Annotated in this window: 16 protein-coding genes, 1 other RNA gene and 1 pseudogene; 11 read left to right on the top strand and 7 right to left on the bottom strand. The window is 32.3% G+C overall.

The features are described 5' to 3' along the window. Positions 1-66: 66 nt before the first annotated feature. From RT99_RS12015 to RT99_RS12005, 3 genes are all read left to right on the top strand, one after another. On the top strand, positions 67-642 hold the full coding sequence (locus RT99_RS12015; RefSeq protein WP_042565003.1) for a TMEM175 family protein: 576 nt from the start codon (positions 67-69) through the stop codon (positions 640-642). Between the two features lie 140 nt (positions 643-782). Beyond that, complete coding sequence (locus RT99_RS12010; protein WP_042565002.1) at positions 783-1,343, top strand: Crp/Fnr family transcriptional regulator; 561 nt, start codon at positions 783-785, stop codon at positions 1,341-1,343. A 56-nt stretch (positions 1,344-1,399) separates the two neighbouring features. Further along, the gene (locus tag RT99_RS12005) at positions 1,400-1,978 is read left to right on the top strand and encodes an NAD(P)H-dependent oxidoreductase (RefSeq protein ID WP_042565001.1); all 579 of its coding nucleotides are present in this window, start codon (positions 1,400-1,402) and stop codon (positions 1,976-1,978) included. A gap of 88 nt (positions 1,979-2,066) precedes the next feature. On the opposite strand, the gene RT99_RS12000 is transcribed toward RT99_RS12005, so the two are convergent. Then, positions 2,067-2,483: a hypothetical protein gene (locus tag RT99_RS12000; protein WP_042565000.1), complete on the bottom strand. Its 417-nt coding sequence runs from the start codon at positions 2,481-2,483 to the stop codon at positions 2,067-2,069. A 290-nt stretch (positions 2,484-2,773) separates the two neighbouring features. Continuing rightward, on the bottom strand, positions 2,774-3,859 hold the full coding sequence (dnaX, locus tag RT99_RS11995) for a DNA polymerase III subunit gamma/tau (protein ID WP_042564999.1): 1,086 nt from the start codon (positions 3,857-3,859) through the stop codon (positions 2,774-2,776). A 222-nt stretch (positions 3,860-4,081) separates the two neighbouring features. Between dnaX and RT99_RS11990 the strand changes: the two genes are divergently transcribed. Further along, complete coding sequence (locus RT99_RS11990) at positions 4,082-4,585, top strand: dihydrofolate reductase family protein (RefSeq protein WP_052483655.1); 504 nt, start codon at positions 4,082-4,084, stop codon at positions 4,583-4,585. A 64-nt stretch (positions 4,586-4,649) separates the two neighbouring features. Here the strand turns inward: RT99_RS11990 and RT99_RS11985 are convergent, their stop codons facing one another. Beyond that, positions 4,650-5,300: a hypothetical protein gene (locus RT99_RS11985; protein ID WP_131494913.1), complete on the bottom strand. Its 651-nt coding sequence runs from the start codon at positions 5,298-5,300 to the stop codon at positions 4,650-4,652. Positions 5,301-5,499: 199 nt separating this feature from the next. Between RT99_RS11985 and RT99_RS11980 the strand changes: the two genes are divergently transcribed. From RT99_RS11980 to RT99_RS11965, 4 genes are all read left to right on the top strand, one after another. Further along, positions 5,500-6,129 carry a hypothetical protein gene (locus RT99_RS11980; RefSeq protein ID WP_042564997.1) on the top strand — a complete coding sequence of 210 codons (630 nt, stop codon included), beginning with the start codon at positions 5,500-5,502 and terminating at the stop codon, positions 6,127-6,129. 71 nt (positions 6,130-6,200) lie between these two features. Next, positions 6,201-6,674, top strand: a complete 474-nt coding sequence (locus tag RT99_RS11975; protein WP_042564996.1) for a hypothetical protein — start codon at positions 6,201-6,203, stop codon at positions 6,672-6,674. 332 nt (positions 6,675-7,006) lie between these two features. Beyond that, the gene (locus tag RT99_RS11970; RefSeq protein ID WP_042564995.1) at positions 7,007-7,483 is read left to right on the top strand and encodes a BON domain-containing protein; all 477 of its coding nucleotides are present in this window, start codon (positions 7,007-7,009) and stop codon (positions 7,481-7,483) included. Positions 7,484-7,489: 6 nt separating this feature from the next. Continuing rightward, positions 7,490-7,861: a LysM peptidoglycan-binding domain-containing protein gene (locus tag RT99_RS11965; protein ID WP_042564994.1), complete on the top strand. Its 372-nt coding sequence runs from the start codon at positions 7,490-7,492 to the stop codon at positions 7,859-7,861. Positions 7,862-8,075: 214 nt separating this feature from the next. On the opposite strand, the gene RT99_RS11960 is transcribed toward RT99_RS11965, so the two are convergent. After that, positions 8,076-8,375, bottom strand: a complete 300-nt coding sequence (locus RT99_RS11960) for a hypothetical protein (protein ID WP_042564993.1) — start codon at positions 8,373-8,375, stop codon at positions 8,076-8,078. A gap of 124 nt (positions 8,376-8,499) precedes the next feature. On the opposite strand from RT99_RS11960, the gene rnpB reads away from it, so the two are divergent. The 3 genes from rnpB (at position 8,500) to RT99_RS11950 (ending at position 11,282) form a co-directional block, all read left to right on the top strand. Next, positions 8,500-8,815, top strand: an RNA gene (gene rnpB, locus RT99_RS24700) — RNase P RNA component class A. A 28-nt stretch (positions 8,816-8,843) separates the two neighbouring features. Continuing rightward, entirely contained in the window at positions 8,844-10,094 is a 1,251-nt protein-coding gene (locus tag RT99_RS11955) for a cation:dicarboxylate symporter family transporter (RefSeq protein ID WP_042564992.1), read from the top strand. Between the two features lie 273 nt (positions 10,095-10,367). After that, the gene (locus RT99_RS11950) at positions 10,368-11,282 is read left to right on the top strand and encodes a ketopantoate reductase family protein (protein ID WP_042564991.1); all 915 of its coding nucleotides are present in this window, start codon (positions 10,368-10,370) and stop codon (positions 11,280-11,282) included. On the opposite strand, the pseudogene RT99_RS11945 reads toward RT99_RS11950, so the two are convergent. From RT99_RS11945 to RT99_RS11935, 3 genes and pseudogenes are all read right to left on the bottom strand, one after another. After that, positions 11,283-11,483: pseudogene (locus RT99_RS11945) on the bottom strand (hypothetical protein); the annotation flags it as partial. Positions 11,484-11,578: 95 nt separating this feature from the next. Continuing rightward, positions 11,579-12,268 carry a response regulator transcription factor gene (locus tag RT99_RS11940; RefSeq protein ID WP_042564990.1) on the bottom strand — a complete coding sequence of 230 codons (690 nt, stop codon included), beginning with the start codon at positions 12,266-12,268 and terminating at the stop codon, positions 11,579-11,581. A gap of 10 nt (positions 12,269-12,278) precedes the next feature. Further along, a complete protein-coding gene (locus RT99_RS11935; protein ID WP_042564989.1) occupies positions 12,279-13,637 on the bottom strand; it encodes a sensor histidine kinase KdpD in 1,359 nt (452 codons plus the stop codon). Positions 13,638-13,709: the final 72 nt, after the last annotated feature.

Below are 13,709 nucleotides of genomic sequence, written 5' to 3'. Positions count from 1 at the left end.
TTATTTTTTTAAGATTTAGAATAAAAAATTCGTGAAATTCGTGGCAACCTTTTTAACTTATATAAAATGAATAAAACCAGACTCGAAGCCTTTAGTGATGGTGTTTTAGCAATTATTATTACCATTATGATTTTAGAAATCAAAGTGCCTCACGGACATGAGTTTGCTGATTTAAAACCACTTATTCCGAAGTTTTTGAGTTATATCTTAAGTTTTATTTACGTTGGAATTTACTGGAACAATCATCATTATTTACTTCACGGCTTATCAAAAGTAAATGCAAAAATAATGTGGGCAAACCTTCATTTATTATTTTGGCTGTCGCTAATTCCCGTAGCTACAGGCTGGATGGGAGAACATAATTTTGCAAAAGCAGCAATGGCATTTTACGGAATCATTTTATTACTTTCTGCAATTGCATATGTAATTCTGCAAAAAACAGTTTTAGATGTCGAAGGAAAAAATTCTGCATTGGCAAAAGCTTTGGGGAAAGATTTAAAAGGAAAAGCTTCTGCAGTTTTGTATACTGTTGGAATTATAGCTTCGTTTTACAACGAATGGATTTCCGGCGCAGCGTATTTTATTGTTGCATTATCATGGCTTATTCCGGATAAAAGAATTGAAAAGGTTTTTAGTAAATAGATTTCAGAATAAATATTTAGCCACAAATTCACGATTTTTTTGTTCTCAAATAAGCATAAATAATTCCTGAATTCGTGGCAAAAAAATAGTTAGAAAGCCGGATGGATATTAGTGTTTTCAAATTTTAATATTTTTTTTAAATGAAATCTGTTTTCAAAGCCATTTCACCCTTATCTCAAAATGAATTAGATCAGTTAGACGATTTAATTACTTTTAGAAAACTTAAAAAAGGAGAACTTTTATTGACAGAAAATCAGGTTTGTAACGAAATTGTTTTTATAAAAAAAGGAATTTTACGTTCGTATTTTTTCAATCATCAAGGCGATGAAATTACCAATTGTTTTGCTTTTGAAAATGAATTTATGGCTTCGTTTTCCAGTTTTATAACCCAGGAAGTAGCCGAAGAAAGTATTCAGGCTCTGGCCGATACAGAATTACAGATTATCAGTCGGGAAAGTTTAGAACAGCTTTATAAATCAGGAATCCATTGGCAGGAAATTGGAAGAAAATTAACCGAAATGGAATACGTAACGCTTCAAAAAAGAATGATTTCTTTTCAGAAATTATCAGGAAAACAGCGTTATGAAGAACTATATCAAAACCATCAAAAATACATTCAGTTAATTCCGCTTCAATATCTGGCTTCTTATTTGGGTGTTACACCAAGACATTTAAGCCGCATTCGAAAAGCGATTTTATAGGACATTTGTCCGGTACCTTTTTTCATGCTAATAGTATTTTTGTAAAAACGTAAAACATGAAAAAAATACTGATTATAAACGGACATCCAAACCCTGCAAGTTTTAACTTTGGTATTGCAGATTCTTATCAAAAAGGCGCCATAACTTCGGGTGCGCAAGTAGAAACAATTACAATTGCTGAATTAGAATTCAACCCCAATTTAAAATTTGGTTACCAAAAACGAACCGAATTAGAACCGGATTTACTAGATGCATGGCAAAAGATTCAAAATGCTGATCATTTGGTTTGGATTCATCCTGTTTGGTGGGGCGGGCTTCCGGCAATTACAAAAGGATTTATAGATCGATTATTTTTACCGGGAATGGCATTTCAATATCGCGAAAATTCAGTTTGGTGGGATAAACTCTTAAAAGGAAAAACAGCGCATATTATCACAACTTTAGATCAGCCAGGCTGGTATTACAGATTATTTTTTGGAAGACCGAGTGTAAATCAGTTGAAGAAATCAACCTTGGAATTCTGTGGCGTAAAACCCGTAAAAGTAACCTACATCGGGGTTGTAAAAACAGCAGATGATTTTCAAAGAGAAAAATGGCTACAAGAAGTCTATAATTTAGGATTAAGAAATAAATAAAGCTGAATAGTTTTTGGCGATGAATTCAGGAATTTTATATTCTAAAATAGTAGCAAAACAATTCGTGAATTCGTGGCAGAAAAAAATCTTAAGTATGTAAATCCAATCCAAATGTAGAACGTAAAAGTTCAATGTTTGGGTTGATTTCCAATAATCGATTGTATCTGTCCTGATCGCTAAAAGTTCTTTTGGTTTGAACAGCTTCATTCACAACAATTTCAATCGTAATATCATGATTATGCAAATGTCCTTTTAAATGCCCTAAAAGCCCGTTAATCTGACTTTCAAAATCTAATTTAGAACCTTCGTTTGGTAATTCAAGCGTAATCACCGTTCCGTTCAAAGTTGGGTCGTTAATCAGTAATAACGATTCCATAATTTTCAAACCTTTTTCACCCAGACGCTGTGCGTATTTGTTCCAGTGCAATAACATTTCGGTTTCTGTAAATTCCTCAGTTGGTAAAACAGATGAAGGTTTTACATACGATTTACTGCTTTCTTCCATCGCTTTTTTTGCGCGAATACTGGCCAGAGAAAAAGCAGAAACCTTAGAGGTACCATTTACTTCAGCTCTTGGAGTTTCAGGTTCTTCAACTTTTGGAGTTTCAGTTTTTACTTCAACATTAGAATTTCCATTTTGATTGACATTACCATTCTCTCCAGTATTTGGAATTTGGCTTTTATTAGTTGGAATTTCAGCATTCGAAATTTCATTTCCCTCATTTGGAATTTGGGATTTATTTTTTGGAATTTCAACTATAGAATATCCGCCATTTTTAAAATAAGTGGGAGGAATTATGTATTGCTCAACTTTTTTTTTTCTCCATCAAAGTTGATAGAGGCCAATTGCATCAAACATAATTCAACTAAAAGGCGCTGATTCTGACTTAATTTGTATTTTAAATCGCAGTCGTTGGCAATATCAATTCCTTTCAATAAAAACTCTTGCGAACATTTTTGCGCTTGTACGCCGTACATTTGCTGTGCTTGTTCACCCACTTCAAGCAAACTTAAAGTAGCAGGAGTTTTGCTGACTAATAAATCTCTGAAATGCGAAGCCAATCCGGCAATAAAATGATGTCCGTCGAAACCTTTTGAAAGAATTTCGTTATAAGCCATCAAAAGATCCGGGATTTTATTTTCTAAAAGTAAATCGGTGATACTAATATAAGTTTCGTAATCTAAAACATTTAGGTTTTCGGTTACGGCCTGACGTGTTAAGTTGGTTCCGCAATAAGAAACAACACGGTCAAAAATCGATAAAGCGTCACGCATGGCACCATCGGCTTTTTGAGCGATAATGTGCAAAGCATCGTCTTCAAAATTGATTCCCTGACTTGCAGCAACTTCAGCCAAATGTTCTTTAGCGTCTTTTACCGTAATTCTCTTGAAATCAAATATCTGACAACGAGATAAAATCGTTGGAATAATTTTGTGTTTTTCCGTTGTAGCTAAAATGAAAATAGCATGTTTTGGCGGTTCTTCTAATGTTTTCAGAAAAGCATTAAAAGCGGCCGAAGACAACATATGAACCTCGTCAATAATATAAACTTTGTATTGCCCGGTTTGTGGTGGGATTCGAACCTGATCAATCAGGCTACGAATATCATCAACTGAGTTATTTGAAGCGGCATCTAACTCAAAAACGTTAAAAGCAAAATCTTCATTTGGATCATCATATCCCGGCTGGTTTATTTTACGTGCCAAAATACGCGCGCAGGTTGTTTTTCCAACACCACGTGGTCCGGTGAATAAAAGGGCAGAAGCAAGGTGATTGCTTTCTATGGCATTTAGCAAAGTGTTGGTAATGGCTTTCTGCCCCACAACATCCTTAAAGGTTTGCGGGCGATATTTACGAGCCGATACTACAAATTGTTCCATATTCTATTTTATTCGATAGCAAATATAGGCTGAAAATTACCAAATCACAAATCTGAAATCAACAAATCTGAAAGGGATTTTTAAGTGTTTTGAATATGAGAAAGTAACCGTTAATTTTAAAATTGAACCTTTAAAAAATTAAGAAAAATTAGGGGTTATTTCCTGTAAAAAATGGTATTTTTAAGAATAGCTAATTTTGGATTTATCCTCAAAACTTATTTTATGAGAAAGTTAAAATTACAAATGAACATGACTCTTGACGGATTTGTTGGAGATAGTAAAGGTGAATTAAACTGGATGCTGCCCGAAGTCGACGAAAAACAAATACAATATTTGCATGAGCTTACAAATAGTATCGACATTATAATTCTGGGACGCGTAATGGCAACAGAAGGAATTCCGTATTGGGAAAGCGTTGCTAAAAGTAAAAGTAAAAATGAAGAAGTTGCCTACGCCAATTTGTTTGTAAAAACCCCAAAAATCATTTTCAGTAAAACATTAAAAAGTTTTGAAGGCGAAAATACTTCCATCGAAAAAGGCAATTTAAAAAAAGCGATATCACAATTAAAAGCTGAACCCGGAAAAGATATAATGGTTTATGGCGGTGCAAGATTTGTTTTGTCTTTAATAGAACAAAATTTGATAGACGAATTACATTTGTTTGTTCATCCTGTAGCGATTGGAAATGGTTTACCCATTTTTGGTAAAAATCTAAGTTTGAATTAGAAAAATCGGAGAGTTATAGTAATGGGATTGTGCTTCATTTGTATAAGTGTATTGAAAAGTAACTTTATTGTTTCTTTCTTTTTAGAAGAACAAAAATTAAAATCAGAAATAATATGATATTTGCTATTAAAGAAATGACAATATAACTTCTGTATGTTTTGATTTTTAGTTCTGTTTCTTCTTTTTTAAGCGCTATTATTTGCGAAGTTTTATAAGCTCTTAATTGTTCTAATTGACGAATCCAATAAATCAAATTTTGTTTTTCATACTCTAAAGCAAAAATGTTTATTTTTAGAGATCTCATTTCCTGATCTTTTATACTAAAGTATTTTTCCGGGATTCGGGGAAGAAGCAAACCTTGATTTGAATCTAATCCTATACTTGGTGAGCAATCACTTATGTCAATTGTATTGTTCTCCTTAAAATTTGTAAAAACAATCCAAAGACCTTTAGTATTTGGTGAAATAGAACAACTAGTGTACGCTTTTCCATTAATGATTTTAGAATTAATTTTTCCTTTAAATAATTCTATAATTTTAAAAGTGTAAGTTCCTTTTGTTGAATTGAATTTTATTACTTCTCCAAAAAAAACTAAGTCGGAGTTTTTTAAGCCTTCAGTAACCATAGTTTCTTTATTCAACGGTCTACATTCACATGAAAACGAATAATTATAAAAACAAATAAATACTAAAACTAAAATGTATTTTAATTTCATAAGAAAGATTTTAGTACAATAATAGTTATTTTTCATTTTGTAATTGTATATATTTTTTCTTTACTATTTTATGATGAAAAAGATTAGTTTAGCAATATAAAAATTCCTGTCTCAGTATTAGAAGAATTATTTTGAATTTAGAATCCATAACTATTGAAACAATAAAGTAGAACACAAATTCTATAATTTATTAAAATTTATGACATCATATTTACAAGAAAGAAATTTTTATGCACCAATTATTTGGGAAGGTGATTTAGATGATGATTGTCTTGCCAAATGGGCTGGATTAATGCTTCGTGCCGAGTTGATGGACGAAGAAGACAATTGGTGGTGGTGTGTTTATGATATGCTGAATGAAGAAAAACAAATTGACAGCTCAAATGAATATGAAGAAAGATGTATTGGAGGCAAAACAGCAAGAAATAAAGCGGAAGAAACTTCTAAAAAATACCTCAAAGACAAGATTATAGAAGGAACATTAAAATTGTATCATTCTAATACTTCAAATTTTATAAATGATTTAAAAATATTAGGAAGTTCTCCAATGGAAACAATTCTTTTTTTGAACAGAAACCTAAATATAAATTTATCAGAAGCCAAAGATTTAGTTTTTGATTCTGAACATTGGGAAGGATTAAGAGAATCATCTGAAAACCTCACACAGGAGTTTTTAAATGCAGGAGCTGAAATGGCAGATCATGTTGAGTATATTGACGGAGAAGTAGTATCGTTAAGTTTTGACCTGACCAAAGATGATGATGAAAATGAAAATGAAAAGATAAAAGGCAGTAATTCTTTTTGGAATAAAATAAAGTCGAAATTTTAATAAAATGAAAGATTAGAGTAAATGCGAATCCAGTTTGTATGTAGAATCTAAATCAATAATAAATTAATTTAATGAAAAAGAAAAAAATAATAGTTGCGGCGACAATCTTAATTGGAATTTTTATCCTCTTTTTCGGAACTATTATATTCTACTTTATGAATCTTGATTTTGTAGGTCATAAGGATCCGGAAACAGTAAAAAGAAATGTAGAGGCAAGGAATAAGGAACTTTTATCAGCAAGATATTTTAGTGCAACTGAAGTGTGTGAAATTACTTTGAGAGACAATACCAATATCATGCTTTATGTTGGAGATAATGGAGTAGATCATATAATTTTTAAGCAATACTATATTTCAGGCGATACGATTATAATTAAAAAGGAACCGAATGAGATTAAAGAAGAAAGAGATGAGATGGAAAAATACATCAATTCGGGAAAGATGCTGATTAAGAATGATAAAGTTTTGTTTCATATTAATGAAGACAAAAAATTTGATACTTTAAAGGCAATGCAAATTCAATTTAATATCATTACTCAAAAATGAAAACTCCTAACCCAATTATAGGAATCGACGAAACCACAGGACAAAAACTAAAAATTGTGGACCATAATTAGATTTCGGGAACACAATCTGATCGAGAATATGCTCTAATCTAAATATCGGTTCCACCGGTCGCGGGACCAAATCCACATATGCATACTGATTTTAGGTAGATGTTTTTTGTTTGTAAAAGGAGGTTTCTTTTAAATCTGAATTTGGAAATTATATCACTATTTAAATCTCATAGAAAAAATATAAAATTGTAAGATTATTATGTAATATTTGGTATTTTAATTCGTTTAACTTTATTAGTAAATAATTAAAAAATATCGATTATGAAGATTAAATCAGTTTTATTAGGAATGGGTCTTGCTGTTTCATTAGTAGCTTGTGGGCCTAAAGATGCAGACATTCAAAAAGAAATCAGTGCAAAATTGAGTGACAGACCAGAAGTACAAGTTACTGTAGAGAAAGGTGTTGCTACAATTTCGGGCATTTGTAAAGATGATGCATTCAAACAAGAGGTTGCAAATTCTATAAAAGAAATTAAAGGTGTAAAATCTGTAGTGAACAACTGCCAGATTGTAGCTCCTGAAGAAACTGCTGCTGAAGCTGTTATCATTAGTCCGGATACTGAATTGGATAAATCATTACATAAAGTTATCGAATCTTACAATGGTGTTAGCGCAACTGTTGTGGGCGGTGTAGTAACGCTTACAGGAGAAATTAAAAGAAGTCAATTGCCAAACCTAATCAAAAGCGTTCAGGAATTGAAACCAAAAAAAGTAGATAACAAGTTAATTATTAAATAAGAAGCCATGAGTTTACAAGATAAATACAAAGAGTTAACAGATTTGGCGACTAATTTAGGAGTTTCAAATTTGCAGGTAAGAGATCAGGATAATGTTTTGTACATTGATGGTACAGCAAAATCTGCAGATGACAAAGAAAAACTTTGGAGTGCTTACGGAAAAATTGATCCTGATTTTAGAGCTGGTGATTTGGTTATGAATATTGAAGTTACTGAAGGAACAACAACAGATTATACCGTTGTAAGCGGAGATTCTCTTTCGAAAATAGGAAAAGCTCACGGCGTTTCCTGGCAAACTATTTACGAAGCCAATAAAGATATTATTAAAAACCCTGATGTTATTCAGCCGGGTTGGAAATTAAAAATACCAACTGCGTAATTTATTTTGCGTGTTGAGTTGAAAAGTCTGTCATTTTTATGATGGACTTTTTTGCTTAAAAAAGGAACGCGGATGACGCGGATTTTGGCGGATTTCATTTTTTTGTCATTTCGACGAAGGAGAAATCACATCCAGAAAGCAACGTACTGTGTGGCTTCAGCAAATGCGATTTCTCCTTTGTCGAAATGACAAACTTTAAGAATAATTTAAAAAATCACCTCCCCCTAATACTCAAATCGAATAAAAACTTAGAAGTTTCCAGATCAGAGCCTGCGGAGAAACCTGCTACATAAACACCTTTTTTCCCTGATGTTGATCTAATTCCGTATACAACTGCCTCATCGCCCGGGTCCGACTCCCCTTCGTATCGATACACATGAACAATTTCAAATTTTTCGGGATTTTTTTTAATCATGTCTGAATTTGAGTTCAGATTAAAATCACATGTAAATCCTTTTTCATTCAATTGATCTAAAGCCTTTGAGACAGTTGCGTAATGATACATTTTAGCCATAATAAATGAATTTAAAAATTAAGGATTTTAAAGGTAACCAATTTAAAATTAAAACGTTATCAAAATTTTATAAAAATCTTAAATTTAGAACCCCGTTTCTTCGCTTATAAATCGCTACTTTTGCGCCGCAGACCGCCTTATCGTCGTTCGCTTTTGCGGAGGGAGGAAAGTCCGGACACCACAGAGAAGCATAGCGGGTAACACCCGTCGGTGTTAGCAATAACGCAAGGACAAGTGCAACAGAAAGTATGTACAGGTAATGCTGTAGTGAAACCAGGTAAACTCTATGCGGTGAAATACCAAGTATATCAGCATTTAAGGGCTTCTCGTCCGTTGTTGAAGGGTAGGTAGCTTGAGTTCCGAAGTAATTCGGAATCTAGATAAATGATAAGGCTCTGATTTATCAGGGACAGAATCCGGCTTATAGGTCTGCATTTTTTATATATTTGTGAATACTAACTTATCTTCATGAATATAACTACTCCAAATACTGCCGGTAAACCAAAGAAAAGTACTTTCAGGGCAGTAATTACCAATCTTACTTTTTGGGTTTTAATCGCCATAATTGCAGGTATTTTGCTTGGACATTTTTCGCCTCAAAATGGCGTAAAAATGGAAATTGTCGGAAAAACTTTTGTCGATATTATCAAATTATTTATTGGTCCTATTATATTTTTAACCATTGTTTTGGGAATTTCCGGAATGGGAAATCTTAAAAAAGTGGGGCGAATTGGCGTAAAAGCTTTGGCGTATTTTGAAGTCGTTTCGACAGTTGCTCTGGCAATTGGAGTAAGCGTTGCCTATTTTTTTCAACCCGGAAAAATTGACAAATCAGGATTAACTTTACAAGATCCGAGTAAGTATACCAATCATGCTGCCGAGAATTTTTCGTGGCTGCAATTTTTTCTCTCAAATTTTACCTTGCAGGTTCTTTTGGCTGCCATCGTTTGTGGTATTGCATTGAATTTTTATCAAAAAAGAGAACAAACAATTTTGGTTTTAGAACGCTTTTCAAAAGTTGTTTTTACAGGATTAAAATATGTTATGTATCTCGCTCCGCTTGGGGCTTTTGGCGGAATGGCGTATACAATAGGTAAATTCGGATTAGAAACTTTGATTCCGCTTGGTAAATTGATGCTTTGCGTTTATCTGACAATGGCTTTGTTTGTGTTTTTTATTTTAGGAAGTATTCTGAGATACTATAAAATCAATATTCTTTCGATTTTAAAATACATTAAAGAAGAACTTTTATTAGTTCTCGGTACATCATCTTCAGAAGCAGCACTACCAAGTATTATGGTTAAATTAGAACAAATGGGCTGTAGTAAATCTGTAGTAGGTTTGGTAATCCCGACAGGATATTCGTTTAATCTCGACGGAACTTCAATTTATTTGTCGATGTCAGTTATATTTCTTGCACAATTGTATGATGTACATTTGAGTTTTTTTGAGATTTTAACCGTAATCGGAATTTTGATGATTACTTCAAAAGGCGCAGCTGGCGTTACCGGAAGCGGTTTTATTGTTCTGGCGTCGACTTTAACAGCTTTGCATAAAATTCCCGTCGAAGGTTTGGCTTTTTTATTAGGAGTAGATAAATTTATGAGCGAAGCAAGAGCGATTACAAATTTGATTGGAAATACTGTGGCAACGATTATAATTTCGAAAACAGAGCATGATTTTACAGAGTTAAATCTGGAGCCTGTTTTGGAGGAATAATTGCTTTGCCGTGAATGGCACGCGGATGAGACGGATTCGCTTTCGCGAAAGCGCGGATTTAAACGGATTTTTTTAGTGGTTGTGTTTATTTTAAGCAATCACCGCATTTTTTTGTCATTTCGAGGAACGAGAAATCTCCGTGAGAAACTCTACAAAGATTGGAATTCTCATTACGGAGTTACTTGCGTTCCTTCGACTCCGCTCAGGATGAAAAACGGTTCGGTCACTGTTTGATGTTTATTGAAATTTAGAATTTTTTAATTGGAATTTATTATGATAAGAATTGGAATTTTAGGACTTGGTGGTGTAGGTGGTTATTTTGGCGGACTTTTGGCAAAAGCCTATTTTAAATCTGAAGAAATAGAAATTATTTTTATCGCTCGTGGCGAAACTCAAAAAGCAATTGCCGAAAACGGGCTCAAAATTGTAACTGATAATACTGAAACGATTGTACATCCAAAATTAGTTTCGAATAATCCCGATGAAATTGGAATTTTAGATTATTTAATTTGTGCTACAAAAACTTATGATATTAAAGAAAGTTTACTTTCAATAAAAGAATGTATTGTTCCAAAAACTGTAATTCTTCCTTTGTACAATGGCGTTGACGCACCGGAACGCATTCAGAAAATATTCCCCGAAAATGATATTTTACAAGGTTGTGTTTATATCATTTCGATGATTTTTTCGCCTGGGACTATTAGAAAAATTGGCTTTTATGAAAAACTATTTTTTGGTTCAAAAACGGCTTCAAAAGATAAATTAGATCAATTGCAAAGTATTTTTGAAAAGGCTAAAATAGAAAGTTATCAGGTTCAAAATATAGAAGAAACGGTTTGGGAGAAGTTTATTTTTATTTCGGCATTGGCTTCTGTAACTTCTTATCTCAATCAAAATATTGGTGAAATTTTAAGTAATAAAGAATCTAAAGCAGTTTATGTGGCATTGCTACATGAAATTGAGGCTGTTGCCAAAGCAAAAGGATTGCAATTACCCGAAGATATCGTAAATCAGACTATTGTAAAACTCGAAAAATCGCCTAAAGAAGCGACTTCATCGATGCATAGGGATTTAGCTGCCGGTAACAAAACAGAAGCTATGTCGCTAACACAATTTATTGTGAAAGAGGGTTTAAAGTATAAAGTAAAAACACCTCTTTATGAAAAGATAGCAAACGCTTTGGTTTAACTATGATTCGTCTTTTGTAGTTCGAACTAAACTGATGCCCGACATGAAAAAAACGATTCCTAATATTCCGTAAATAATTAGTGATTTAATATCTCTTGTTTCGCCGGAAGTTCCTGCAAAAATAACTGCAGTATAGATAAGACCAACTATTCCCAGAATAGTAAGTAATCCTCCAAAAAATCTTTTAAGGTTCATGATTTGTGTTTTTAAGTTTTCATATCAAATGTATTTTATTATTAACTGAAAGCTGTTATACAATTGTTTACGAAACTTATATGATTTGCAGTAAAAGAATTTTAAGATTTTGCTATTTTAAATTCCAACCCGATATTACGAACACTTTCAATCTTGATTTTTGGATCTGAATTAAAATATTTTCTAAGCCTGCTGATAAAAACATCCATACTTCGCCCGGAGAAATAATCGTCTTTTTTCCAGACAGATATTAAAATTTGATCTCTTTTTAATAACTGGTTATGGTTCAGATATAAATATTCAATAAGAGAAGCTTCCATTTCTGTGAGCTGCTGGACATGATTTTTATTATTTAGAGTTAATCTTTCATTATCAAAAATATAAGAACCAATTTCAATAATATTATTTCCGTCCAGGCTTCTTTTTTGTTCGATTCTCTTTAAAATATTCTGCAAACGCAAAATCAGTTCGTCTACTTCAAAAGGTTTTACGATATAGTCGTCTGCACCCAGTTTTAATCCAATGATTTTGTCTTCTTTTAACTTTCTTGCAGTTAGAAAAATAAAGGGAATCTCAGGATTGATTGTAATTATTTTTTCGGCCAATGAAAATCCATCCATTTTTGGCATCATGACATCAAAAACACAAATATCAAAAGTCTGGTTTTTAAAATAGTCTAAAGCTATTTCTCCATTTTCTGCCCAGATTACTTCAAATTGATGCAGTTCTAAATATTGTTTTAAAATTGCAGCAAAATCAAAATCGTCTTCGGCTAAAAGTAATTTTTTCAAAATAAGGTAATTAAACTTTTAATAAAATAGTAAACTGAGTTCCTTTTCCTAAATCACTCACAACATTAACAGTGCCCTGATGCGCTTTTATAATTTGATCGACATAATACAATCCTAAACCTAAGCCTTTTGTATTATGAAGATTTCCTTGCTCTACGCGGTAAAATTTTTCAAAAAGAAGTGATTGTTTGTTCTTTTCAATCCCGATTCCGTCATCTTGAATACTAACCGAAAATTGATTTTGAACTATTTTTGTCTTTATCGTAATCGTATTTGAACCATATTTTACAGCATTTTCCAAAACATTTAAAAAAGCGGTTGTCAGATGGAATTTATCCAAAACCAGAATTGTTTTTTCAGTTTGAAAATCAGTTTCAAGATTAATTTTCGGGTTTCCAATTTTAAAATCTTCAATAATTGAAAGTAGAAAAGCTTCTGTATTTATTTTTTCTTTTTGCAATTCGATTTCATTTTCTGCCAGTGAATTTGCCATAACCTGATCGATCAGGCTTTGCAAACGATTATTTTGACGCGAAATAGTATTGACAATAGCATTGAAATTTTCATCGTTTTCACGGATGTTTTTCTGTTCTAAAATTTTAGTAGAAATACCTAAAGTAGCCAAAGGCGTTTTGAGTTCATGCGTGATATTATTGATAAAATCAGTTTTAACATCGCTTACTTTTTTCTGTTTTATTAAAGCTTTTAAGGCAATTACAAAAAGCGTGATGAGGGTTAAAATCGAAAATAAAGATAAAACGAGAATGAAAGTCATTCGTTTTAAAATAATCATTTCCCAATCGACAACAGAAATGTACATTGAATCTTCTGTCAATAACTTATAGTCTTGATTTTCAAAATTTCCGTTTGTGGTTCCAACATAACTCCGAACCAGAAAAGCATGGTTTAAAGAAGCCAGATTTCCGTATAATTTATTCGCTATAAAAGGTTTTTCAGAGAAAATTGTATCTGCTTTTTTTGTGTTTTGATACAGAATAAATTTGTTCAGAATAATAGCAAAATCTATTTTAAGATTTGGCAAATCTCTTTCGAATTTACGTTGAATTTTCTGTGTTAAAATATCTCTGAATGCATTTTGGAGAACACTGTTTTTAAGATCAATTTTCGTCTTTTTCCCCTGAATATAATTCTCCGATAATTGTTTGTAAAGTGCTTCTTTTTTGGAAACAATAACCGAATCGATATCACTGTAATTATTAGAAATTTGACCAATTTCGTTTTTAATTTCAGTATGAAACTGTGCTACTTTATAATCGTAAGTTGTTTTTACCAAATAGCATTGCACCGTCGACAAAACGATTAAAGCTATTACAGAAAAAGCGATTAATAAATTGATTCTTTGTTTCATTAGTTTTTATGGCACGCGGATGATGCGGATTAAACAGGTTGACACTGATTTTTTTCACGCAGATTTAAAAAT

Source organism: Flavobacterium sp. MEB061, assembly GCF_000834715.1.
In the GTDB taxonomy this organism is placed as follows: Bacteria; Bacteroidota; Bacteroidia; order Flavobacteriales; family Flavobacteriaceae; genus Flavobacterium; species Flavobacterium pectinovorum.
Note: the sequence above shows the minus strand (reverse complement) of the source record. Positions and strands in the feature narration are given on the sequence as shown.